The 23,447-nt window shown below is 69.2% G+C and carries 22 protein-coding genes and 1 pseudogene; 9 read left to right on the plus strand and 14 right to left on the minus strand.

Annotated elements, in window-relative coordinates:
* Positions 1 to 106: 106 nt before the first annotated feature.
* The 9 genes and pseudogenes from AC1RNC_RS12455 to AC1RNC_RS12495 all read right to left on the minus strand — a co-directional run bounded on the left by AC1RNC_RS12455 (position 107) and on the right by AC1RNC_RS12495 (position 9,739).
* Positions 107 to 964 (minus strand): ABC transporter permease, encoded by an 858-nt coding sequence (locus AC1RNC_RS12455; RefSeq protein WP_492886651.1) that lies wholly within the window; start codon positions 962 to 964, stop codon positions 107 to 109.
* Complete coding sequence (locus AC1RNC_RS12460; RefSeq protein ID WP_492886653.1) at positions 961 to 1,881, minus strand: ABC transporter permease; 921 nt, start codon at positions 1,879 to 1,881, stop codon at positions 961 to 963. The genes AC1RNC_RS12455 and AC1RNC_RS12460 overlap by 4 nt, the downstream gene beginning before the upstream one ends.
* Positions 1,881 to 1,986, minus strand: a pseudogene (locus tag AC1RNC_RS12465) (hypothetical protein); the annotation flags it as partial. The gene AC1RNC_RS12460 and the pseudogene AC1RNC_RS12465, both read right to left, overlap by 1 nt.
* Positions 1,987 to 3,081, minus strand: coding sequence for an ABC transporter substrate-binding protein (locus AC1RNC_RS12470; RefSeq protein WP_492886655.1), 1,095 nt, complete (start codon positions 3,079 to 3,081; stop codon positions 1,987 to 1,989).
* Between the two features lie 52 nt (positions 3,082 to 3,133).
* Entirely contained in the window at positions 3,134 to 4,513 is a 1,380-nt protein-coding gene (locus AC1RNC_RS12475) for a glutamine synthetase family protein (RefSeq protein WP_492886657.1), read from the minus strand.
* Positions 4,510 to 5,883, minus strand: coding sequence for an aspartate aminotransferase family protein (locus tag AC1RNC_RS12480; protein ID WP_492886659.1), 1,374 nt, complete (start codon positions 5,881 to 5,883; stop codon positions 4,510 to 4,512). Before AC1RNC_RS12480 ends, AC1RNC_RS12475 begins: the two co-directional genes overlap by 4 nt.
* Before the next feature lie 163 nt (positions 5,884 to 6,046).
* A complete protein-coding gene (locus AC1RNC_RS12485) occupies positions 6,047 to 7,501 on the minus strand; it encodes an NAD-dependent succinate-semialdehyde dehydrogenase (RefSeq protein WP_492886661.1) in 1,455 nt (484 codons plus the stop codon).
* A gap of 7 nt (positions 7,502 to 7,508) precedes the next feature.
* On the minus strand, positions 7,509 to 9,008 hold the full coding sequence (locus AC1RNC_RS12490) for an aldehyde dehydrogenase (RefSeq protein WP_492887215.1): 1,500 nt from the start codon (positions 9,006 to 9,008) through the stop codon (positions 7,509 to 7,511).
* 56 nt (positions 9,009 to 9,064) lie between these two features.
* A complete protein-coding gene (locus AC1RNC_RS12495; RefSeq protein ID WP_492887216.1) occupies positions 9,065 to 9,739 on the minus strand; it encodes a GntR family transcriptional regulator in 675 nt (224 codons plus the stop codon).
* Positions 9,740 to 9,835: 96 nt separating this feature from the next.
* On the opposite strand from AC1RNC_RS12495, the gene aptA reads away from it, so the two are divergent.
* The 3 genes from aptA (at position 9,836) to AC1RNC_RS12510 (ending at position 13,936) form a co-directional block, all read left to right on the plus strand.
* Positions 9,836 to 11,149, plus strand: a complete 1,314-nt coding sequence (aptA, locus tag AC1RNC_RS12500; protein WP_492886663.1) for an omega-aminotransferase AptA — start codon at positions 9,836 to 9,838, stop codon at positions 11,147 to 11,149.
* An 82-nt stretch (positions 11,150 to 11,231) separates the two neighbouring features.
* A complete protein-coding gene (locus AC1RNC_RS12505; protein ID WP_492886665.1) occupies positions 11,232 to 12,680 on the plus strand; it encodes a serine hydrolase domain-containing protein in 1,449 nt (482 codons plus the stop codon).
* Between the two features lie 110 nt (positions 12,681 to 12,790).
* The gene (locus AC1RNC_RS12510) at positions 12,791 to 13,936 is read left to right on the plus strand and encodes an acyltransferase family protein (RefSeq protein WP_492886667.1); all 1,146 of its coding nucleotides are present in this window, start codon (positions 12,791 to 12,793) and stop codon (positions 13,934 to 13,936) included.
* On the opposite strand, the gene AC1RNC_RS12515 is transcribed toward AC1RNC_RS12510, so the two are convergent.
* The gene (locus tag AC1RNC_RS12515; RefSeq protein ID WP_492886668.1) at positions 13,933 to 14,895 is read right to left on the minus strand and encodes a bifunctional helix-turn-helix transcriptional regulator/GNAT family N-acetyltransferase; all 963 of its coding nucleotides are present in this window, start codon (positions 14,893 to 14,895) and stop codon (positions 13,933 to 13,935) included. The two genes, AC1RNC_RS12510 and AC1RNC_RS12515, sit on opposite strands and share 4 nt — an antisense overlap.
* Before the next feature lie 68 nt (positions 14,896 to 14,963).
* Positions 14,964 to 15,446, minus strand: coding sequence for a hypothetical protein (locus tag AC1RNC_RS12520; protein WP_492886670.1), 483 nt, complete (start codon positions 15,444 to 15,446; stop codon positions 14,964 to 14,966).
* Between the two features lie 142 nt (positions 15,447 to 15,588).
* Here AC1RNC_RS12520 and AC1RNC_RS12525 point away from each other — a divergent pair, with 142 nt between their 5' ends.
* The 3 genes from AC1RNC_RS12525 to AC1RNC_RS12535 are packed head-to-tail and all read left to right on the plus strand — an operon-like array spanning position 15,589 to position 19,025.
* Complete coding sequence (locus AC1RNC_RS12525; RefSeq protein ID WP_492886672.1) at positions 15,589 to 15,972, plus strand: BlaI/MecI/CopY family transcriptional regulator; 384 nt, start codon at positions 15,589 to 15,591, stop codon at positions 15,970 to 15,972.
* Entirely contained in the window at positions 15,972 to 17,657 is a 1,686-nt protein-coding gene (locus AC1RNC_RS12530; protein ID WP_492886673.1) for a M56 family metallopeptidase, read from the plus strand. The genes AC1RNC_RS12525 and AC1RNC_RS12530 overlap by 1 nt, the downstream gene beginning before the upstream one ends.
* 24 nt (positions 17,658 to 17,681) lie before the next feature.
* Positions 17,682 to 19,025 carry a M56 family metallopeptidase gene (locus AC1RNC_RS12535; RefSeq protein ID WP_492886675.1) on the plus strand — a complete coding sequence of 448 codons (1,344 nt, stop codon included), beginning with the start codon at positions 17,682 to 17,684 and terminating at the stop codon, positions 19,023 to 19,025.
* 62 nt (positions 19,026 to 19,087) lie between these two features.
* On the opposite strand, the gene AC1RNC_RS12540 is transcribed toward AC1RNC_RS12535, so the two are convergent.
* A complete protein-coding gene (locus AC1RNC_RS12540) occupies positions 19,088 to 19,543 on the minus strand; it encodes a hypothetical protein (RefSeq protein ID WP_492886676.1) in 456 nt (151 codons plus the stop codon).
* A 199-nt stretch (positions 19,544 to 19,742) separates the two neighbouring features.
* Between AC1RNC_RS12540 and aroC the strand changes: the two genes are divergently transcribed.
* The 3 genes from aroC (at position 19,743) to AC1RNC_RS12555 (ending at position 21,873) form a co-directional block, all read left to right on the plus strand.
* A complete protein-coding gene (gene aroC / locus AC1RNC_RS12545; RefSeq protein ID WP_492886678.1) occupies positions 19,743 to 20,864 on the plus strand; it encodes a chorismate synthase in 1,122 nt (373 codons plus the stop codon).
* Positions 20,865 to 21,039: 175 nt separating this feature from the next.
* Positions 21,040 to 21,582, plus strand: a complete 543-nt coding sequence (locus AC1RNC_RS12550; RefSeq protein ID WP_492886680.1) for a response regulator — start codon at positions 21,040 to 21,042, stop codon at positions 21,580 to 21,582.
* Positions 21,583 to 21,630: 48 nt separating this feature from the next.
* Positions 21,631 to 21,873: a hypothetical protein gene (locus AC1RNC_RS12555; protein ID WP_125155904.1), complete on the plus strand. Its 243-nt coding sequence runs from the start codon at positions 21,631 to 21,633 to the stop codon at positions 21,871 to 21,873.
* A 9-nt stretch (positions 21,874 to 21,882) separates the two neighbouring features.
* Here the strand turns inward: AC1RNC_RS12555 and queE are convergent, their stop codons facing one another.
* Together queE and queC are read right to left on the minus strand one after the other, a co-directional pair.
* Positions 21,883 to 22,515 carry a 7-carboxy-7-deazaguanine synthase gene (gene queE, locus AC1RNC_RS12560; protein ID WP_492886682.1) on the minus strand — a complete coding sequence of 211 codons (633 nt, stop codon included), beginning with the start codon at positions 22,513 to 22,515 and terminating at the stop codon, positions 21,883 to 21,885.
* Positions 22,516 to 22,623: 108 nt separating this feature from the next.
* A complete protein-coding gene (gene queC, locus AC1RNC_RS12565) occupies positions 22,624 to 23,352 on the minus strand; it encodes a 7-cyano-7-deazaguanine synthase QueC (RefSeq protein ID WP_492886684.1) in 729 nt (242 codons plus the stop codon).
* Between the last annotated feature and the right edge of the window lie 95 nt (positions 23,353 to 23,447).

Genomic DNA, 23,447 nt, shown 5'->3' on the forward strand with positions numbered 1-23,447 from the left:
AAAGCCGAGGCCCAGATCGTAAGGCTGGGAAGCGCCAGGTACGGCCAAAGCTCAGGCTGAATCTGGGTCCCGGCTTTCGCCGGGAAGATCGGAAGGAGGCGAGCGCTCATTTCGGATCCCCCGTCCCGTGACCGGCGGTCGCCGCCGGGTCCCCCTGCAGTTTCAGCGCCGCCGCGGTCAGCAGCACGGTCAGCACGATCAGCACCGTCGAGGCCGCGTTGACCTCCGGCGTCACCGAGAAGCGGACCATCGAATAGACCTTGACCGGGAAGGTCACCGTGTCCGGCCCGGCGGTGAAGAAGGTGATGACGAAGTCGTCCAGGCTCAGCGTGAAGGCCAGCAGCGCCCCGGCCACCAGCGACGGCGCCATGTGCGGCAGGATCACGTCCTTGATGGTGCGGAACTCGCCGGCCCCCAGGTCGCGGGCCGCCTCCTCCATCTCGCGGTTGAAGCTGGCCATGCGGGCGCGCACCACCACCGCCACGAACGGGAACGAGAACGACACGTGGGCGATGATGATCGCCCCCAGGTTCAGCGGCCACGGCAGGCCCTGCGGCCAGGGCATGACCCGGGCGAAGAACACCAGCATGGCCACGCCCATGCAGATCTCGGGCACCACGATCGGCAGGGCCAGGGCGCCGTCCAGGACCGTCTTGCCCGGGAAGCGGAAGCGCCACAGCAGCAGGGCCGCCGAGGCGCCCAGGATCAGGCTGATCACCGTCGAGGCCGCCGCGATCGTCAGGCTGTTGCCGAACGCTTCCAGGAGGGCGGAGTCGTTGAACAGCTTGTCGTAATATTTGAGCGTGAAGCCCTTCCAGACGATGTTGCGCCGGCTGTCGTTGAAGCTGAACGCCATCAGGGCGACCAGCGGCGCGTAGAGGAAGATCCCCACCATCGCCAGCCAGGCCTGCATCGGCCAGCGGCGCAGGTATTCGAGCGGACCGGGCGGGCTGCGCTTGCTCATCCCTTCGCCTCCGGCGTCTTCTTCGCCAGCACCGCCTGGATCGCGATGGCGATGAAGGTCAGGTACATCAGCACGAACGACATGGCCGCGCCGAAGGGCCAGTCGTTGGCGCGCTTGAACTGGCGCTCGATGACGTTGGCGATCATCTGGCTGTCGGGGCCGCCCAGCAGGTCCGGGGTCAGATAGGCGCCGAGCGCCGGGATGAAGGTGATCAGGATCCCCGAGGCGATGCCCGGCAGGGCCAGGGGCACGACCACCTTGAACAGGGTCCGCATGTGCCCGGCGCCGAGGTCGAGGCTGGCCTCCAGCAGCGACTTGTCCAGCCTGTCGAGGGCCGAATAGAGCGGCAGCACCATGAACGGCAGGTGGACGTAGACGAGGCCTAGGATCACCGCGAAATTGTTGTGCAGCAGCCCCAGCGGCTGGAAGTCGCCCAGCGGCTGCAGGCCGACCAGGGCGGCCAGTCCTCCCCCGCCCTTCCAAAGCCATTCCAGGCTCTGATTGATAAAGCCCTCGGTGCGCAACACGGCGATCAGGGCGTAGGTGCGGATCAGGAGGTTCGTCCAGAACGGCAGCATGATCATCAGCAGCAGCCAGGTCTTGGCCTTGTCGGACGCGAAGGTGATGGCCAGGGCGACCGGAAAGCCCAGAACCAGGCACAGGCCCGTGGTCAGCCCCGCCACCCAGGCCGACTTCAGGAATATCTTCAGGTACAGCGGCTCGATCGCCCGGGCGTAGTTGTGGAACGTGCCGGTGATGGCGATCTGCGTCAGGCCCTCGTTGTGGCCGAAGCTGTAGGCCCAGACGATCGCCATCGGCGCCAGGAAGAACACCACCAGCCACACCAGCGGCGGTCCCAGCGCGGCGGCGAAGACGGCTTTGGCCTGTTTCCAGGATTGTTCCATTGAGCCCTCCAAATCCTCCCCCTACCGGAGGCGACGGAGGGGGAAGAAGCCGGACAGCCCGAACTTCCCCCTCCGGCCTTCGGCCGCCTCCCCCTTGGGGGGAGGATTTTCCGCGGTCTAAGCCGCCCGCACCCGGGTGATGATTTCCTCGTACTGACTGGCCTTCTCGGCCCCTTCGAACGCGCCGTACTCGCACTTGGCCATGATGTCGGCCGGCGGGAAGATCACCGGGTTGTTGCGGTAGCTCTCCGGCATCAGCGCCTTGGCCGCCGCGTTCGGGGTCGGGTAGAGGATCGTCTTGGTGATCTCGGCCCCGGCCTGGGCGTCCAGCAGGTAGTTGATGAAGGCGTGGGCGTTGTTCGGTCGCGGCGCGCCCTTCGGGATGCACAGGGTGTCGCTGTTGATCAACGAGCCCTCCTTGGGCACCACGAAGTCGAGGTCCGGGTCGTCCTTCATCACCTGGGCGATGTCGCCGTTATATTCCAGCACCAGGTCGACCTCGCCCGAGACCAGCAGGTCCTGGCCGTTGTCGTCGTGGAAGGCCTTCACGAACGGCTTCTGCTTGATCAGCATCTGCTCGATCTTCGGCAGCATGTCCTCAGGGATGTTGTTGACCGAGTGGCCCAGATACTTGGCCGACAGGCGCACCAGGTCGGCGCTTTCCGACAGCAGGGCGATGCGGCCCTTGTACTTGTCGCTGTCGAACAGCCACTTCCAGCTGTCGGGCACGCCCTGGACCTTGCTCTTGCGGTAGCCGATGCCCAGCAGCAGCCAGGTGTAGGGCATCGAGTACTTCCGGCCCGGGTCGAAGTCCGGGTTCAGGAAGGACGGGTCGATGTTCTTCATGTTCGGGATCTTGGCGTGATCCAGCACCTCGAGCATGCCGGCCTGGCCCATGCGGGTGACGAACTCGTTCGACGGCACGATCACGTCGAAGCCCGGATTGCCCGCCTTCAGCTTGGCGAACAGCTCATCGTTGGTCGCGAACAGGCTCATGTTCACGTCGACGCCGGTCGCCTTCTTGAAGTCGCCCAGCGTGGTCTCGCCGATATAGGTGTCCCAGTTGTAGAAGTTCAGCTTCGGCTCTTCGCCGTTCGCGCCGGCCGGCTTGGGCTTCTCGCCGCAGGCCGTGAACGACAGGCCGATGGCCGCCGCCCCGAAGGCCGTGAGAAGCGAGCGCCGCGAGGCCCCGCCGTTCCTGTATCCGCTCATTCGAAACTCCCTCTTGTTCCGTGTGTGCCTTGCCTTGGGCAGCTACTCGCCGTCAGGCGTTGCGGAGGTACCAGTCGAAATCGAGTTCGGTGACGACCTCGAAGAAGCGCGCCTGTTCGGTACGCTTGACCGAGACGAACATGTCCACGAAGCGGTCGCCGAGATAGTCGCGCAGCACGGCGGACGTCTCGAACAGGTCGACCGCCGCGAACCAGTTGGACGGCAGCCGGATGTTCTCCTTGGCCGCCGCCGCGTAGCCGTCGCCGACCACCGCCGGGCCCGGATCCAGCTTGTTCTTGATGCCGTGGTGGGCGCTGGCCAGCAGCACGGCCATCACCAGGTATGGATTGCCGTCGGCCCCGGCGACGCGGTGCTCGACGTGGCGGGTCTTCGGCGGACCAGCCGGCACGCGCAGGCTGACCGTGCGGTTGTTGACGCCCCAGGTCGGGGCGACCGGCGCGTAGGAGTTGGCCTTGAAGCGGCGATAGCTGTTGGCGTTCGGGGCCAGGATCGCCATGCCCTCGCCCAGCAGCGCCTTCATGCCGGCGATGGCCTGCTTCAGCAGCGGCGAGCCTTCCAGATCCTCGGCGGCGCACAGGTTGTTGCCGTCCGCGTCATTGACGCTGAGATGGACGTGGAAGCCGTTGCCGGCCCGCTCCGCCCACGGCTTGGCCATGAAGGTCGCCTCGCAGCCGTGACGCAGAGCGACGCCCTTGGCGGCGCGCTTGTAGAGCACCGCGTCGTCGGCCGCGCGCAGGGCGTCGGGCTTGTGCTTCAGGGTCAGCTCGACCTGGCCCGGGGCGAATTCCGAGATCGCGCCTTCCAGCGGCACGCCCAGCACGTCGGCGGTGTCCCACAGTTCGCGCAGGAACGGGGCGTGGGCCTCCAGCTCGGGCAGGCCGTAGACCTGGATGCCCGTGGGGCGCAGGCCGGTCTGCATCGACTTGGCCGGCTGCAGCTCGCCGTTCGGGCCGCGCTGCAGATCGACGAGGTAGTATTCCAGCTCGCAGGCGGCCACGGGCGTCAGGCCGTCGGCGGTGTAGCGGTCCAGCACCCTTTGCAGCACGTGGCGCGGGTCGAGGTCGTTGGGCGTCCCGTCCAGCTCGTACATCGACAGCATCACCTGGGCGACGTCGGGACCCAGCCACGGCGCCAGGGTCAGGGTTCCGGGCACGGGCCGCGCGCGGCGATCGGCGTCGCCGTCCTCCCAGACCAGGCCCGTGTCCTCGCAGTCGGCGCCGTTGGTGTCGACCACCAGCACCGAGCCCGGCAGGAAGCGGCCGTACTCATAGATGGCTTCCAGCTCATGCACCCGCAGCCGCTTACCGCGCGGCACGCCGGTCATGCTGGTGAAGAACACCTCGACGAACTTCACCTGCGGGTTGGCGGCGAGGAAGTCGCGGCATTCCTGGATATCGGCTACGGCGCTCATGCGTCCCCCATCGCGGCCGCGAACCCATCAACGGCCGCGACCAGCCGGTCGATCGCCGCGTCGTCGGTGACGGGCGAGACCAGCATCATGTTGTGAAAGGGCGCGATCAGGACGCCCCGGTTGATCAGCCACAAGTGCAGCGCTTCCACCGCCTCGTGGTCCAGCACTTTCCGCATCGCGGCGGCATTCTTCGGCGGAGGATCGCCGAACACCAGTTCGACGCGGGCGCCGACATGGGCGACGGACCACGCCAGCGCGCGCGCGGCGATCACGGTCTTCAGACCCGCGACCAGCCGCTCGGCGCCGGCCAGCATCTTGGCGTAGGCCGCGTCGGTCATCACCTCGGAGAGCATGGCCCGCATGGCCGCCATGGCCAGAGCGTTGCCCGACAGCGTCGTGCCGATGCCGGACTGGCCCGGACCGATCCGCGCCTGGGCCTCATCCATCCGCGCCGACAGCTCGGCGGTCACGCCCCAGACGGCGGCCGGCACGCCGCCGGCGACGGCCTTGCCCAGCACGAAGACGTCGGGCTCCAGGCCATGGGCGCGGGTGTAGCCGCCGGGGCCCGTCGAGATCGTGTGGGTCTCGTCGATGATCAGCAGGGTCCCGGCGTCGCGGGTCAGGCGGCGCAAGGCGTCGTGGAAGCCGGGCTCGGGCAGGATCATGCCGCAGTTGGTCATCACCGGCTCGGCCAGGACGGCGGCGACCTGATCGGAGGCGAGCGCGTTCTCCAGGGCCGCCAGATCGTTGAACGGCACCACCCAGGTGGTGGCGGTCAGGTCCTGGACCTGGCCCAGCAGGCCCGGCTTCATGACGCGCTCGCCGTCCTTCAGCACCACGAAGGCGTCATCGACCATGCCGTGGTAGCAGCCGTCGAACACCAGGATCACCGGCCGCTGCGTCACCGCCCGCGCCCAGCGGATCGCCGCGCGGTTGGCGTCGCTGGCCGTGGTCGCCGTCTGCCACAGCGGCAGGCCGAAGCGCTCGGCCAGCAACCTGCCGACGATCACCGCAGAGGCGGTCGGCAGCATGAACCCGGCCCCGCGCTTGACCTGGTCGGCGACGGCGGCGGCCACGGACGGATCGCCGTGTCCGAACATCGCCGGCGTGTCGCCCAGGCAGAAGTCGTCATAAAGCTTGCCGTCCACGTCGGTGACCTGGGCCCCGACGCCTTGCGCCGCGAAGATCGGGCTCGGCGAAGCCCAGTCGTTCATCCAGTGCATCGGCGCGCCGCCGCGCCAGTGGGCGGCCGCCGCCTTGGCCATGGCGACCGAGCGCGGATGCTCAGCCGTGAACCGCGCGCGCTCGCTGGCGAGGAGGTCGGTGGCTGAGCGGGTGAGTTCAGCGATCATGCCCCCGCCCCTCCCCATTCAACCGTCATTCCCGCCCTTGCGGCGGGAACCCCTGGTTCAGCCGACACGTGAGGCGCCGTGGCGGGCCAGCCCGCCATACCCCTGCCCTTGCGGCGGACAGAGGGGTTCCCGCCGCAAGGGCGGGAATGACGGAGGTTGTGCAAAGGGCGGGGCGAACCGATCATCCCACCCCGCCAAAGCACAGGTACTTGGTCTCCAGATACTCATCCAAGCCCTCGGACGAGCCCTCGCGGCCCAGGCCCGATTCCTTCACCCCGCCGAACGGGGCGACCTCGGTCGAGATCAGCCCTTCGTTGATGCCGACCATGCCGGCCTCGATCGCCTCGGCCACGCGCCAGCAGCGGCCGACGTCGCGGCTGTAGAAATAGGACGCCAGGCCGAACGGCGTGGCGTTGGCCAGCTCGATGGCCTCGGCTTCCGTCTCGAACTTCACGATCGGCGCGACCGGGCCGAAGATCTCCTCCTGGAACAGCGCCATCTGGGGCGTGGCGTCGACCAGCACCGTCGGCTGGTAGAACAGGCCGCCCAGGCCGTGCAGGTCGCCGCCGGTCAGCACCCTGGCCCCGTCGCGGACCGCCTCGGTCACCAGGCGGTCGACCTTGCACAGCGCCTTGTCGTTGATCAGCGGACCGATCTGGACCCCGTCGCCCGTGCCCGGACCGACCTTCAGCGCCGCGACCTTCTCGGCCAGCCGCGCGGCGAAGGCGTCGTGGATCCCCGCCTGCACGATCAGCCGGTTGGCGCAGACGCAGGTCTGGCCGGTATTGCGGTACTTGCTGGCGATCGCGCCGTCGACGGCGGCCTCCAGGTCGGCGTCGTCGAAGACGATGAAGGGCGCGTTGCCGCCCAGCTCCAGGCTGAGCTTCTTCATCGTGCCGGCGCATTGGGCGTAGAGGAGTTTGCCGATCGGGGTCGAGCCGGTGAACGACAGCTTGCGGACCCGGCCGTCCTCGCAGAGGGCCTTGCCGATGGCGCTGGAATCCTTGCCGGTGACGACGTTCAGCACCCCGGCCGGCACGCCCGCCTCGACCGCCAGCCGGGCGATGGCCAGGGCGCACAGCGGCGTCTCGGCGGCGGGCTTCACCACCACGGTGCAGCCCGAGGCCAGGGCCGGCCCAACCTTGCGGGTGATCATGGCGATCGGGAAGTTCCACGGCGCGATGGCCGCGCAGACCCCGATCGGCTGCTTGATCGACATCAGCCGCTTGCCGGGCATCGGGGTCGGAATGGTGTGGCCGTAGCCGCGCTTGGCCTCGTCGGCGAACCAGTCGATGAACGCCGCGCCATAGGCCACCTCGCCCTTCGACTCGGCCAAGGGCTTGCCCTGCTCGGCGGTCATCAGCCGGGCCAGGTCGTCGGCGTGGGCGAGCATCAGGTCGCTCCACCTGCGCAGGATCGCCCCACGCTCCTTGGCGGTCTTGGCGGCCCAGATCGGGAAGGCGCGGTGCGCGGCCTCGATCGCGACCCGCGTCTCGCCGGCGCTCAGGTCGGCGACGTTGGCGATCACCGTCCCGTCGGCCGGATTGAGCACCTCGAACGTCGCGTCGCCCTCGATCCAGAGGCCGTCGATGAAGGCTTCGGTTTCAACGAGATTCAGGCGGGAAGAACTGGTCATGGGCGGGCTACCTCAACGTCACGGACACCGACTTCAGGTCGGCGTACTTGTGCAACGCATGAAGGCTGCGGTCACGACCGAAACCCGACTGCTTGAAGCCCCCGAACGGCATGGTGATGTCGCAGGCGTCCCAGCCATTGACCCAGACCAGCCCCGCCTTCAGCCGCCGCGCGCCGCGCAGGGCGCGGTTGATGTCGGACGTCCAGAGGCCGGCGGCCAGGCCATAGACGGTGTCGTTGGCCAGCTGCAGCGCCTCGTCCTCGGACTTGAAGCTCATCACCCCCAGCACCGGCCCGAACACCTCCTCGCGGGCCAGGGTGTGGTCGGCCTCCAGGCGGTCGAAGATGGTCGGCTCGACATAGAAGCCGCCGGTTTCCTGGCGGATGCGCTGGCCGCCCAGCACGCGGCGCGCGCCCTGGCTGTCGGCGGTGGCGATATAGTCCAGCGCGGTGTTCATCTGCCGCTCGCTGACCATGGCGCCGAACTGGGTGGCCGGATCCAGCGGATCGCCGACGACCATGCCCCTGGCGACGGCCACGACCTTCTCCAGGAATTCGTCCTTGATCGAAGCCTCGACCAGCAGGCGCGAGGCGGCGGTGCAGACCTCGCCCTGGTTATAGAACACGCCCCAGGCGGCGGCCTGGGCGGCGGCGTCCAGGTCCGGGCAGTCGGCGAAGACGATCTGGGGCGACTTGCCGCCCAGCTCCAGGCTGATCCGCTTCAGGTTCGAGCGGGCGGAATATTCCATCAGCTTGCGCCCCACTGGGCCCGAGCCGGTGAAGGCGATCATGTCGACGTCCATCGACAGGGCCAGGGCCTCGCCGGCGACGCCGCCGAGGCCGGGGACGACGTTCAGCACCCCCGCCGGGAGCCCAGCCTCGAGAGCCAGCTCGCCCAGCTTCAGGGCGGTCAGCGGCGACTGTTCGGCCGGCTTCAGCACCACCGAATTGCCCATGGCGAGCGCGGGCGCGACCTTCCACATCGCCATGTGCAGCGGGAAGTTCCACGGCACGATCGCCCCGATCACGCCCAGCGGCTCGTGGACGGCGTAGCTCAGGCGGTCGACCGGCGAGGCCCCGACCTCGCCATAGACCTTGTCCAGCGCCTCGGCGTACCAGCGGCAGGTGTTGATCGCCAGCGGCACATCGACATTGCGCGCGTCACTGATCGGCTTGCCGACGTCCAGGCTCTCCAGCAGCGCCAGGTCCTCGGCGTCCCGCTCCATCAGTTCGGCCAGGCGGAACAGCACCTTCTTCTTGGCGCGCGGGCTCTGGTCGCGCCAGCGGCCATCCTCGAAGGCCGTGCGGGCGCTGAATGCGGCCAGCGCCACGTCCTCGGGCTGGCAGGCCGTCACCAGGTTCAGCACCCGGCCGTCGCGCGGCGAGACGTTTTGGAAGGTCGCCCCCGTGACGGCCTCGACCCGCGCGCCGTCGATCACCGCCCGGCTGGGCGGCTCCAGGCGGGACAGGCGCTCGGCAATGTCGGCGGGCAGGGTCACGCGGTAAATCCGTACTGATTGTGATCACAGTTTGCCTGACCACGGGAAGTGTCAAGCATCCGACTTTATCTCGCCGCGTCTACCGCGACGCGCATCTTGTCCATGCCTTCGGACAGGTCAGCGGCGATGGCGCGGCGGGCGCCGTCCGCGTCGCCGGCCTTCAGGGCGTCGATGGCCTCGGCGTGGCGATCCGCGACCAGGCCATCGGCTCCCACCCGGCCGAACACCACCCGCATGAACGGCCCGACCTGCAGCCACAGGCCGCCGGCCATCGACAGCAGTACGTCCGCCCCCGCCCGCTCATAGAGGGCGAAGTGGAAAGCGTGGTTGGCGGTCATGTAGCGGTCGACATCGCCCAGCCGCAGCGCTTCGTCGACATCGGCGTCGATCGCCTGCAGCTGGCGAACCAGGCCGGCGTCGGCGTGGGCCGCGGCGCGGGCCGCCAGCTCCGGCTCGACCCATAGCCGGGCCAGGGACAGTTGCTCCAGCCGGTCGGCGGTCAGGGATGGGACGGACAATCGCTTGTTGGCCGGATTGATCGCCAGGGCCCGCTCGGCGACCAGACGGCGCACGGCGTCGCGCACGGGCATGGGGCTGACGCCGAGTTCGGCGGCCAGGCTGCGCAGCGACACGCCCTTGCCGGGGGCGATCCGGCCGGTGATCAGGGCCTGGCGGATCGCCTCATAGACCTGGTCATGAACGGCGGTCTGGTCGGCCAGCGGACGGCGGGTCTGAACCATCTTTTCCACCGCCCCTCCAAGCGCGGCCATAAAAGCTCTCTTTACGAGAGGGGCTCAATTGCGATCACAATGCAAGGCTCTCGCGAAGGACCCGCCATGCCCAGCGCCAACGACCTCGACGCCTTCTGGATGCCGTTCACCCCGAACCGCCGGTTCAAGGCCCATCCCCGGATGCTCTCGTCCGCCAAGGGCATGATCTACAAGACGCCGGAGGGCCGCGAGGTGCTGGACGCCACCGCCGGCCTCTGGTGCGTCAACGCCGGCCACGATCGCCCGAAGATCCGCGAAGCCATCCAGCGCCAGGCGGCCGAGATGGACTACGCCCCCTGCTTCAACATGGGCCATCCGCTGGCCTTCCAGTTCGCCTCGCGCCTGGCGCAGATCACGCCGAAGGGGCTGGACCGGATCTTCTTCACCAACAGCGGTTCGGAGTCGGTCGACACGGCGCTGAAGATCGCCCTGGCCTATCACCGCGCCCGGGGCAAGGGGACCAAGATCCGGCTGATCGGCCGCGAGCGCGGCTATCACGGCGTCGGCTTCGGCGGCATCTCGGTCGGCGGCATCCCGACCAACCGCAAGTATTTCGGCTCCCTGCTCACCGGCGTCGACCACCTGCCCCACACCCACGGCGTGCCGGGCAACCACTTCGCCAAGGGCCAGCCCGAGCACGGCGCCCACCTGGCCGACGACCTGGAGCGGATCGTCGCCCTGCATGACGCCTCCAACATCGCCGCGGTCATCGTCGAGCCGGTGGCCGGCTCCACCGGCGTCCTGGTTCCGCCCAAGGGCTATCTGGAGCGCCTTCGGGCGATCTGCGACAAGCACGACATCCTGCTGATCTTCGACGAGGTGATCACCGGCTTCGGACGCCTGGCCGCCCCGTTCGCCACCGACCGCTTCGGCGTCACGCCCGACCTGATCTGCCTGGCCAAGGGCCTGACCAACGCCACGGTCCCGTGCGGCGCGGTGGCGGCCTCCACCCAGATCTACGACACGATGCTCGAGGGCGCCGACGCGCCGATCGAGCTGTTCCACGGCTACACCTATTCGGCCCACCCCCTGGCCTGCGCGGCGGGCCTCGCCACCCTGGAGACCTATCAGGAGGACGACCTCTTCAACCGCGCCGCGTCGATGGAGGCCTACTGGCAGGACGCCATGCACAGCCTGGCCGACGCCCGCCACGTCATCGACATCCGCAACCTCGGCCTCGTCGCGGGCATCGAGCTCGCTCCCCGCGACGGCGCGCCAACCGCCCGGGCGATGGAGACGTTCGAGACCTGCTTCGACGAAGGCCTGCTGATCCGGGTGACGGGCGACATCATCGCCCTGTCGCCGCCGCTGATCCTGGAGAAGACGCACATCGACCGGATGGTCGAGACGCTCCGGAAGGTGCTCGCCAAGGTCGACTAGGCGCGAGCGTACATTACCGATTGTTGTGTTGCCCTCGCGGCCCGGAACGCCTGAACTCCTTGCCACACAAGGGGTGCGCCGCATGAACATGATCCGACAGGCCGCGATGACGGCGCTGATCTGCGTCGCGGCGGCGCCCACCTGGGCGGCGAGTCCGACGGTCGAGCAGCATGTCCGGGGCGTGACGACCGGCTTGCGATCCGCCGTCGAGATCCAGGGCGCGCCGCCGGCGAAGCAGAGCCTTCAGGACCGGATGGCGGCCCTGCACGTGCCGGGCGTCGCCATCGCGGTGATCAGGGGCGGCAAGGTCGAGTGGGCGCGCGGCTTCGGCGTCACCCGCCTGGGCGGCGAACCGGTCACCGCCGACACGCTGTTTCAAGCCGGTTCGGTCAGCAAGCCGGTCGCCGCCATGGCGGCCCTGGCCGTGGTCCAGGACGGCCGACTGTCGCTGGACACCGACGTCAACAAGACCCTCAAGAGCTGGACCCTGCCGGCCAGCCCCTTCACCGCGACCACGCCGGTCACCCTGCGCGCGCTGCTGTCGCACACGGCCGGGACCAGCGTGCATGGCTTCGCCGGCTACGCGGCCGGTGCGCCTGTTCCGACCCTGCCCAAGGTGCTGAGCGGGACGGCCCCCGCCAACTCCGCGCCGGTCGTCGTCGACCAGGCCGTGGGGAGCGCTTATCGCTATTCCGGCGGAGGCTATTCGATCGCCCAGCAGATGATGGTCGACGCCACGGGCCAGACCTTCCCCGCCATCGTCCGCGACAAGGTGTTCGCGCCGATCGGCATGACCCGCAGCACCGAGGACCAGCCGCTGGACGCCGCGCGCGCGGCCCACGCCGCCTGGCCGCACGACACCAAGGGCGCGCTCGTCGCGGGCGGTCCCCACACCTATCCGGAAATGGCCGCCGCCGGCCTGTGGACCACCGCCAACGACCTGGCCAAATTCGTGATCGACCTGGCGAAGTCCGCGAACGGCGAAACCGGCCACGTCCTGTCGCCGAAGACCGCTCGCGAGATGCTGACGCCGGTGAAGTCGGGCTACGGCCTTGGCCTGTCGGTCCAGGGCGCCACGGCGCGCAAGTACTTCTACCACAACGGATCCAACGCCGGGTACAAGGCGGTGATCCTGGCCTATCCCGACACCGGCGACGGCGTCGTCGTGCTGACCAACGGCGACCAGGGCTATCAGCTCAGCGAGGCGATCGTCCGCGCCGTCGCGGTCGAATATGGCTGGCCCGACTATCACCCCATCGAACGTCCCGTCATTCCGGCGCCGATGGCCGAGCAGGCCAAGTTCGTCGGAACCTTCACGATCGGCGAGGGCGGCGATTTCACCCTTCGCCGCGATGGCGACCGGCTGGCAGCCGACATCTGGACCGGCGTCGTCGACCCGCTGTTTCCGGACACGCCCAGCAGTTTCTTCATCACCGCCCAGGACCTGAGGATCGTCTTCAGCGATCCCGACCACGGCGCCCTGATCCTGCGCGACGACAAGGTCGCGTTCACGCGCAAGCCGGCGAAGTGATCCTTGAATTTGTCCTAGGGACAAATTCGAAAACCCCCTTGTCGTCCGCCGACGAATACAGCAAGCCTCCCGCCCAATACTGAAAAGGGGCGGGGAGGCCCTGATCGCGCATGAGTTCCGACGCCGCCACGACCTCGACCGACGCCACCGCGCCCGCCAAGAGCCACTACGTCATCCTTGATGGACTGCGGGGCGTCGCCGCCCTGATGGTGGTGCTGTTCCACCTGTTCGAGGCCCATGCCGGCGGCGATCCGGAACGGCAGATCATCAATCACGGCTACCTGGCGGTGGACTTCTTCTTCCTGCTGTCGGGCTTCGTGGTCGCCTACGCCTATGACGACCGCTGGGGCGGCATGAGCGTCTGGCAATTCTACAAGCGCCGCCTGGTGCGCCTGCAGCCGATGATCATCGTCGGCGCGCTGATCGGCGCGGCCCTGCTGGGCCTCCAGCATTGGTCGCTGTTCCCCAAGCTGGCGACCGTCACCGCCTGGCAGGTGCTGCTGATGGTGCTGCTGAGCTTCGTGATGATCCCGATGACCCCGGCGGCCGAGCCGCGCGGCTGGGGCGAGATCTATCCGCTGAACGGACCGCAGTGGTCGCTGTTCTACGAGTACATCGCCAACATCCTCTATGCCGTGGGCCTGCGGAAGCTGTCGAACCGCTGGCTCGCCGCGCTGGTCGCGGTGTCGGCGCTGGCGCTGATCGGCCTGCTGGTCCTGGGCCCGCGCGGCGACGTGATCGGCGGCTGGGCGCTGGACAGGAGCGGCGTCCAGATCGGCCTGACGCGGGTGATGTTCCCGTTCTTCGCCGGCGTGCTGCTGATGCGCCTGGGCAAGCGGATCAAGGTCCCCAACGCCTTCGCCGTCTGCGGCCTGCTGCTGATCGCCGGCCTGTCCCTGCCGCGCTTCGGCGTGGGCGAGCTTCGCTGGGTGAACGGCCTCTATGAAGCCGCCTGCATCATCCTGCTGTTCCCGCTGATCGTCGCCATCGGGGCTGGCGAAAAGGATGTTGAGGGTCCCAGCGTGCGGATCGCCCGCTTCTTCGGCGACCTGTCCTACCCGCTCTACATCACCCACTATCCGCTGATCTATATCTACACCGGCTGGGTCGTGGACAGGAAGGTCGGGCCGGCCCAGGGCGCGCTGGTCGGGGCCGGGGTGTTCGTGCTGGCGGTGGCGATCGCCTGGGCCTGCCTCAAGCTCTATGACCAGCCGGTCCGGCGCTGGCTGGCCCGGAAGGTCCTCGCCAAGGCCTAGCCGCGCGGGCGGTACGACATGGCCACGTCGCAACGCTCGTAGCGCGCCCCGAACATCGCCATGATCTCGGCGTCGTGGACGAAGCCCAGCTTCTCGTAGAGGTGGATGGCCGGCCCGCACTTGCGATTGGTCAGCAGATAGACCTTGTCCATGCCCAGGCTGGCGGCGCGCTCCAGGGTCTTGGCCAGCAGGAACTCGCCGACCTTCAGCCCCCGGGCGCTGGCCAGGACGCCCATCTTGGTCAGTTCCACCCAGCCGTCCTTCGAGACCATCAGGGCGCAGGTCCCGACCACGCCCAGCTCGGCCGTCTGCGCGAACAGCACCACCCCGCCCTTGTCGAGGATCAGTTCGCGCGGCCGCGACAGCAGGGCGATGTCGTTGTCCTCCAGGACGAACATGTCCTGAATCCACTCGGCGTTGATCCGGTAGAAGGCCTCGGCGAGGTCGTCGGAGAAGTCGCGCGCCCACAGGGACGGCGGCCCGGCCGCCTGGATCCGCGTCAACAGCGAGGCCTCGTCCAGCCGCGCCTCGACCTTGGCCAGGCCCTGCATGAAGTCGCCGGAAAGCCCCTCGACCAGTTCGGCGGCGGCGGGCTCGATGCGCGGCAGAAGCTCGGTCTGCACCTGGACCATCAAGGCCTCGCCCGCTTCCGTCAGCGCCAGGCGCTTGGAGCGGCCGTCGCCCGGCGTACGGCGGGCCTCGACGAAGCCGTCGCGCTCCAGGGTTCCGAGCGCGCGGGTGACGGTCGGCTGGGCCAGTCGCAGGCGCTGGGCCAGTTCGCCCACGGCGATCGGGCCATGCAGGCGGATGGTCATCAGCAGCGACATCTGGGCCGGCTGCACCGGCAGGTCCAAGGACCGCGCCACCTCGGCCGCGTCGGCCTGCATCCGCTCGGCCAGGCGCTTGAGGCGGCTGCCCAGGAATCCCACGCCAAACCCCGCCAGCAGATCGACTTCCATCGCGCGCCTCCAGACTCATAGCAGGCTATATAGCTTGCTATGAGAATGCGGAACGCGCAAGCGGGCGACTACATCCGGAACGGCGGGATGACCGCGCAACGCACCTGGCCGCCGCGCACCTCGACGGCGGCGGAGTGTCCGCCGGTCAGGTCGTAGAACCGGTCACGGCCTGCGACCGACACGACCAGATAGTCGGGCGCGTTGAACTTGCAGACCGGATAGCGCGCCGCCGCGCCGCCCGTCCGGTCGATCAGGTGCGTGCAGGTCATCGTCCCGCCCAGGCGCCGGAACAACACGTCGTCATAGGGCGTGGCCTGCGGCAGCCTACGAAGACTACGGAAGACCTGAGGCTCCAGCGGCGCGCACGGCGGGCCCTCGACGCGCCAGAAGGCGTCCCGCTGGACCTGAACCGCGCTGTCATGGCGCGCCATGATCGCGAAGCCCAAGCCGATCAGGACCGCGAAACCGAGAGCGACCGCCACCCAGCGCCAGCGGCTGGGCGCGCGCCCTTCGAGCGGCACTTTGACAATGCGGACTTGGTCGGTCGCCATGACTGAACTCACGTGCGTAAATCAGGTGTACATGCGTAAATCAAGCTGTCACGCTTGTCACTAGAGAACATCGATCACCACGCTTGACGCGAGTTCGTGACATTTGTAGCGTACTCGCGACATCACTGAGGTCCCCATCCCAATGACCGAACCCTCCGACCTGGAACTGGAAGTGCTGAAGGCCTTCTGGCGCGGCGGTGCGATGAGCGCCCGCGAGGCGCAGGGCCTGATCGAGCCCGAGCTGGGCTGGAGCGCCTCGACCACCCGCACCGTGCTGGAGCGGATGGTAGCCAAGGGCCTGCTGGTCCGTCGCTCGGTGCACGGCCTGGCGGTCTACGAGGCCCGGACGGGCAAGGTCGACGTGATCGGCGGGGTACTGAACCGCCTGCGAGGGCTGCTCGAGATCGACGGCCGCCTGCCCGCCTCGGCCTTCGCCGGCAGCCAGATCCTGTCCGAGACCGAGATCGAGGAACTGGAAGCCCTGCTCAACACCATCCAGACCTCCGGCGGCAAGGAGGCCAAGTGATGCATCCGCTGCTGACCTCCACCGCCCTGGGCCTGGTCGCCGCCTGGCCCGTCGGCGCCCTGGGCTTTGGCCTCGGCCGCCTGGTCGAGCGCCTGACCGAAGATCCGCGCCCGCGCGCCGCCGCCTGGAGCCTGGCCTACGCTCTGCCCGCCGGCGCCCTGGCCGCGACCATCGCCCTGACCTTCGTCCCGGCGTCGATCGAGAAGGCCGCGCCGGCCGCCTCGATCGCTCCGGGACCGGTCCGCATGGCCGTGGTGGAGACGATCGCCTCCACCGAGCCGACATCCGCCACTCCGGCGTGGGCTCCCTCCCCCGCCCTGACCAACGGCCTGGCCTGGAGCCTGGTCGGCCTCTCGGCCGCCGGCCTGCTGACGCGCGGCTGGCGCTGGAACCGCGGCCGCCGTCGCCTGGCCAAGGTCCGCGCGACCGCCGAGCCGTGCCAGGACTTCGCCCTGGTCGAGGCCGTCCGCCTGCGCGCCGCCCGCCTGCGGGTCAGCGCGCCGCGCGTGCGGATCAGCAACGCCGTCTCCGAACCGCTGCTGGCCGGCGCCCGCCGCCCGGTGATCCTGCTGCCCAAGGCGCTGGCGCAAAGCGGCGACACCCGCCGGCTGGAGCTGGTCTGCGGCCACGAGCTGGCCCACCTGCGTCGCGGCGACAACTGGCGGATCCCGGCCGAGGAAGCCCTGGCGGGCCTGTTCTGGCTGGTCCCGCCGGTCAAGGCCCTGCGCGGTCGGATGCTGGCCGCGCGCGAAGCCGTCTGCGACCTGACCGCCCTGGACGGCGCCCCCCCCGAGGCCCGCCGCGACTATGCCCGCGCGCTTGTCGAGGCCCTGAAGATGAACGCCCAGCCCTCGCCTAAGTTGGCCTTCGAGTCGGCCTTCACGGGTCGCGACCGCGATCTGGCCGCCCTGCGCCTGTCGGCGATCCTGCAGCCCCGAGGCCGCGCCTCGGGCTTGCGGGTCGGCCTGACCCTGGCGCTGGGCGCCGCGCTCACGGCCACCACTGGCGCCGGCTCGCTGGCGCTGGCCGCCCAAGCCCGCCGCCTGGCTCCGCCGCCTTCGCCCGAGACGGTCGCGGCCGCGGAGGCCGTCGCGGCCATCGCCGCCGAGGACGCCGCGCCAGCGGCGGAAGCGGCGCCGGCCATGGACGCCGCCCCGGCGCTCGCGGCCGCGCCGGCGGCCGAAGCCGCTCCCGCCCGGGAGGCCGTCGCGGCCGCGCCCGCTCTGTCGCCCCTGACCCCGATGGCTCCCGCGGCGGCGGCGGCGGCGGCGGCGCCCCCGCCCTTGGCCGCGCTCGCGCCCATGGCGCCGACGCGGGTGCGCGCGGGACCTAACCCGAACCCACGGCCCAATCCGCATCCCGATCCCCATCCCGACCCACACCCGAACCCGCGCCCCAATCCCCAGCCCAATCCTCGCCCCAAGTCGAAGCTGACCGGCCTCGAGTTCCGGGCCGACAGCCAGGAGACCTCGCTCAAGGAAGACAAGGTGGTCTTCATCGGCGACGTCGAGGTGCGGGGCCGGCTGGACCCGGTGAACGTGGTCGTCAGGGTCAACGGCGCGACGGCCTCGCCCGGGTTCCAGCCCGCCGACCTGCGCGTGGGCGTCATCCAGCGCGTGGAAGTGACCAACGCCAAGTCCGGCAATCCGACCGTCAACGTCGTTCTGAACGACCCGCTGAAATAGATCTCGAGCTCGTGGAGTGATCCCATGAACGCGCTCTTCGCCTCCGCCGCCCTCGGCCTGGCCGCCGCCTGGCCGGCCAGCGGACTGGGCTGGGTGCTCGGCAAGGCCGCCGACAAGCTGACCGGCGATCCCCTGACCCGGGTCAAGGCCTGGAACCGGGCGGTAGCCCTGCCGCCGACGGTGCTGGCCCTGATGGTCGGCGTCTCGGCCCTGCCCCAGGAGACCACCGATCCGGTCTATCAGGTCGCCATGACCACCCGCGCCGCGGCCACCGCCGGCGCCGTGGTCCATGACCTGTCGACCCGCGCCCTGCCAACGGTCGATAGCGGCGAGATGCTGAGCGCCGTGCTGATCCTGGGCGCGCTGGGCGGCCTGGCCGTCGCGGGCGCCCGCCAGATCGCCGGTCGCGCCAAGCTCGAGCGCATCGTCCGCGACGCCCGTCCCGTCTCACAGGAGCTGGCCCTTGCCGTCCGCGCCGCCGCCCGCCGGCTGGACACCGGCCGGCCCGAGGTGAAGGTCAGCGACGTGATCGACCAGCCCCTGCTGGCCGGCCTGACGACACCGGTCATCCTGCTGCCCGCCGAGCTGGTCGAACGCCTGGATGTCCACCGCCTCGTGCCGATCTGCGCCCACGAGCTGGCGCATCTGAAGCGTGGCGACAACTGGCGGCTTCTGGCCGAGCACCTGCTGGGCGGGCTGTTCTGGATGGTCCCGCCGTTCGCCGCCATCCGCGCTCGCGCCGCCGCCACCCGCGAGGAGCTGAGCGACGCCCTGGCCCTGGACGGCGCCAGCCCCGCCGACCGCCACGGCTATGCCGAGGCCCTGATCGCGGTGTTGCGCGGCCGCGCCGCACCCGCCCTGCATCCCGCCTTCACCGGCAAAGGACGAAAGCCGACCGCCATGCGCCTGCGAGCCATCACCCATCCCCAGGACCCCGCCAGCTTCACCCGCCGCGCCCTGCTGGGCCTGGCCAGCCTGCTCGCCATGGCCGTGGTCGCCGGCGGTTCGATCGCCCTGGCCCAGCAAGGCGAGAACCAGCGCGGCAGCCGGACCGTCATCAGCGACAACGGCAGCGGCCAGTATGTCGAGATCCGCTCGGACATGGTCCGCGTCAGCAACGCCGAGATCGTCAAGGGCAGGCTGAAGGTTCCGGACGGCCAGGTCTCGACCTATCACGGCCACGTCCAGGTTCGCGGTCGGCTCAGAGCCCCCGAGACGACGGTGCTGCTGAACGGCGACACCCCGCCGGCCGGCTTCGATCCCACCACCCTGCCCGACGGGGCGATCGAGCGGCTGGACGTCGTCAACCACTCGACCGGCGGCAAGTCGCGCGTGACCCTGAACGTCTTCCTCAAGCCTGGCGTCTAGCGCCGCGAAGGCGCGCGGCTAGGCGGCGGAGGTCGCGCCCCCACCGCCGGCGCCGAGCCGTGTCAGGCCGGGCTCAGGACCTTGAAGTCGGCCTTGGCGCGAGCGGCGTCACCGGTCTTCACGGTGAAATCGTAGTCGCTCCAGTAGATCGCGATGATGTTGGGCGAGCTGCTGTTGAACGACACGGTGTGGGACTCACGCCGCGAGGAGTAGATGCTCAGATAGTAGACGTCGTGCGTCTCGTCCTCGAAGGCCAGGTACATCGAGCCGCTGAAGGCGCCGCTGGGCCCTTGGGCGTCGACGCGAACCTGGTAGCTGTAGAAGCCGGCGTTCGACAGGAGCTCGATCCCGAACACCGTACCCTTGTCGTTGGCCACGACGCAGTTCTGCGGCGAGTTGCCGTTCACCGTCGCCGACTGACCCACCTGCATGCCGCCGGGACAGGTCGCCTTGTGGTACTTGCCCCGGTCGGAGCATTCGCCGCAATCACCCGCAAAGTTCGCCACACCACTGGTCATTTGCTTCTCCCATCGGTTTTTCGTGAGTGATCGGCGCGTCCCATTCCGGGGATCGACGCCGAGCGCCAAGGTACCAGCCACCCCTCGAAATACAATCTATAAGGTTTTTTAAATCTAATTCTATTCAAACGAGCATTTGAGCTTGAGTGTTAAGCCCGGCGGCTTTGCCCAGCCCGACGTTTCCGCTAAACCCCCCGCCATGTCGCACAACACCTTCGGTCACCTGTTCCGCGTCACCACCTGGGGCGAAAGCCACGGCCCGGCGCTCGGCTGCGTCGTCGACGGCGTGCCGCCCGGCATCGCCCTGACCGCCGAGATGATCCAGGCGTTCCTCGACAAGCGCCGCCCAGGCAATGGCAAGTTCGTCACCCAGCGCCAGGAGCCGGACGCCGTGCGCATCCTGTCGGGCGTGTTCGAGGACGAGCGCACCGACGGCCAGCGCACGACCGGCACGCCGATCAGCCTGATGATCGAGAACACCGACCATCGCTCCAAGGACTATGGCGAGATCGCCCAGGCCTTCCGCCCGGGGCACGCCGACTATCCCTATTTCGCCAAGTACGGGGTGCGCGACTATCGCGGCGGCGGGCGCAGCTCGGCCCGCGAGACGGCGGCCCGCGTGGCGGCCGGCGCGGTGGCGCGGCTGGTGATCCCCGGCGTGACCGTGCGCGCCGCCCTGGTGCAGATCGGTCCGCACGCGATCAACCGCGACAACTGGGACTGGAGCCAGACCGAACAGAACCCCTACTGGTCGCCGGACCCGGCCATCATACCAGTCTGGGAAGAGCACCTGGAGACGATCCGCAAGGCCGGCTCCTCGACCGGGGCCGTGGTCGAGGTCGAGGCCGTCGGCGTGCCCGCCGGCTGGGGCGCGCCGCTCTACGGCAAGCTGGACGCCGAACTGGCCGCCGCCCTGATGTCGATCAACGCCGCCAAGGGCGTCGAGATCGGCGAGGGCTTCGCCAGCGCCGCCCTGACCGGCGAGGACAACGCCGACGCCATGCGGCTGGGCGACAACGGTGAGCCGGTATTCCTGTCCAACCACGCCGGCGGCGTGCTGGGCGGCATCTCGACCGGCCAGCCGGTGGTGGCGCGCGTGGCCTTCAAGCCGACCTCGTCGATCCTTATCCCGCGCCAGACCCTCAACGAGGCCGGCCAGGAGATCGACCTGCGCACCAAGGGCCGCCACGATCCGTGCGTCGGCATCCGCGGCGTACCGGTGGTCGAGGCCATGACCGCCTGCGTGCTGGCCGACGCCTTCCTGCGCCATCGGGGCCAGACGGGCGGCCGCGTATTCGCGCCCGGCGCGAGCCGCCAATAAGAGTGACCAAAGGTCGAAAGCCACGATTTCCGAGCCCTGGTCGCTGATTAGGCTCGGCTTTTCGGGTTGACGTGCATACGATTGCAAAGGTATGGCTCAATACGCGTATCCCCTGGCGCGCGAACGACACACGCTATGGTTGCGATACGTTAGGCGAGGACGGGGGGCTCGGCGCGTGCGGTTCGATCTCCTGAAAATCCTGCTGGTCGACGACAACCAGCACATGCGGATGTTGCTGATCGAGATCCTGCGGGCGATCGGCGTGCGCTATGTGTTCGAGGCCATGGACGGCGCCGAGGCGCTGGCGATCCTGCGCTCCACCGCGATCGACGTGGTGTTCACCGACCTGTCGATGAACGGCCTGGACGGCATCGATTTCGTCCAGCTGGTCCGCCAGTCGCCCGACAGCCCCAACCCGTTCGTGCCGATCGTGATGATCACCGGCCACTCGACCGAGCGCCGGGTGCATGAGGCCCGCGACGCCGGGGTCAACGAGTTCCTGACCAAGCCGGTCACGGCGCGCGGGGTCATCCACCGCCTGACCCTGCTGATCGAGAACCCCCGCCCGTTCGTCCGCGCGGGCGACTATTTCGGCCCTGACCGTCGCCGCCGCGCCGATCCGCGCTACCGGGGCGAGCGCAGGCGCGAAGACGACAAGCGGGCGCTCTATGTGGACGACGCCGAGGCGGGTCGCGGCCATCCGACGCGGAGAATTTAAACCTTTAGCCGGTTAGAACGTGGTGAACAGCGTTTTGCGAGCTTCACCATGACCCTTCGCCGCCTGGCTCCGCTTTCCCGCGTCGCGCCCCTGGCCGCCATCCTGACGATGGTCGCGCTCTCTCAGACCGGCTGCCTCGCGGCGGCCGCCGTCGGGACCGTGGCCGGCACGGCGATCGGCGTCACCGGCGCGGTCGTCGGCGGCGCGGGCAAGGCCGTCGTCGCAACCGGCAAGGCGGTGATCCCGGGCGACGGCAAGAAGGACCGCGATCGCGACGACTATCGCCGCTAGCGCTAAGGCCTAGGGCAGGCCCAGATACTTGTGCGTCTGGACGCTCAGGCGCCATTGCGGGTGCGCCAGGCAATAGGCGACCGCCAGCTGGGTGTTCCGGTCGCGATCCGGACCGTCCATCGGCTGCAGGTAGAACCGCTCGAAATCCAGACCCGCGAAGCGCTCCGGCATGGCCTTGTCCTGCGGGAAGACCAGCTTCAGCTCCTGGCCCGAGGTCTGGACCACCGGCGCGTCGGCCTTGGGGCTGATACAGATCCAGTCGATCCCCGCCGGGGCCTCCAGCGTGCCGTTGCTCTCGCAGGCGATCTGGAACCCGCGCGCGTGCAGCGCCGCGATGACGGCGTTATCCAGTTGCAGGAACGGCTCGCCGCCGGTGCAGACCACCAGCCGGTCGTCCGGTCCGCCGGTCCACTGGGCCTCGACGGCGGCGGCCAGGGCCTCGGCCGTGGCGAACTTGCCGCCGTTCTCGCCGTCGGTTCCGACGAAGTCGGTGTCGCAGAAGGTGCAGACGGCCTTGGCGCGGTCCTGCTCACGGCCGCTCCACAGGTTGCAGCCGGCGAAACGGCAGAACACCGCCGCCTTGCCCGCCTGGCCGCCCTCGCCCTGCAGGGTCAGGAAGATTTCCTTGACGGAGTAGGTCATGCGCCGACCGCCTTGGCCCGTCCTCGTCCTTCGACAAGCTCAGGATGAGGACTATTGCGGACGGTCAGGCTGAGAACCTCATCCTGAGCCTCTCGAAGGACGAGGTTCTCACGCACCGAGCGCCTCGCGTCCCGCCGCGACCCACTCGACATAGCCCTTCTCGCGCAGCTCGCACGCCGGGCAGGTCCCGCAGCCATGGCCCCAGGCGTGGAGTTCGCCGCGTTCGCCCTGGTAGCAGGTGTGGCTTTCCTCGATGATCAGCTGAACAAGGTCTTCGCCGCCCAGCGCCTTGGCCAGGGCCCAGGTCTGGGCCTTGGTCAGCCACATCAGCGGGGTCTCGACCCGGAAGTCGCGGTCCATGCCCAGGTTCAGGGCGTTCTGCTGGGCGTCCAAGGTGTCGCGTCGGCAGTCGGGATAGCCCGAGAAGTCGGTCTCGCACATGCCGCCGACCAGGGCCTCGATGCCCCGACGGTCGGCCAGGGCGGCGGCGTAGATCAGGAACACCAGGTTGCGGCCCGGCACGAAGGTCGAGGGCAGGCCGCGCTCGGTCATCTCGATGGCGCGGTCGGCGGTCAGGGCCGATTGGGCCACGGCGCCGAAGCTCCGGATGTCCAGCACGTGATCCTCGCCCAGGCGATCGGCCCATTGCGGGAAGCGGGCGGCGACCTCGCGGCGCACGGCCTGGCGGGCCTCCATCTCGACGACGTGGCGCTGGCCGTAGTCGAAGCCGACCGTCTCGACGCGCTCATAGCGTTCGAGGGCCCAGGCCAGGCAGACGCTGCTGTCCTGGCCGCCGGAGAACAGAACGAGCGCGCCAGTGGACGTATTCGGGCTCATGCGAGCCTCTCAAGGTGGAAAAGGGGGAACATGGCCCCTCCTCTACACGAGGCAAGGCCAAGCCGGAACCGCCAGGGGCGGCATCGGGAGCGCGC

It is taken from the genome of Caulobacter sp. GW822-FHT01G02 (genome assembly GCF_058802865.1).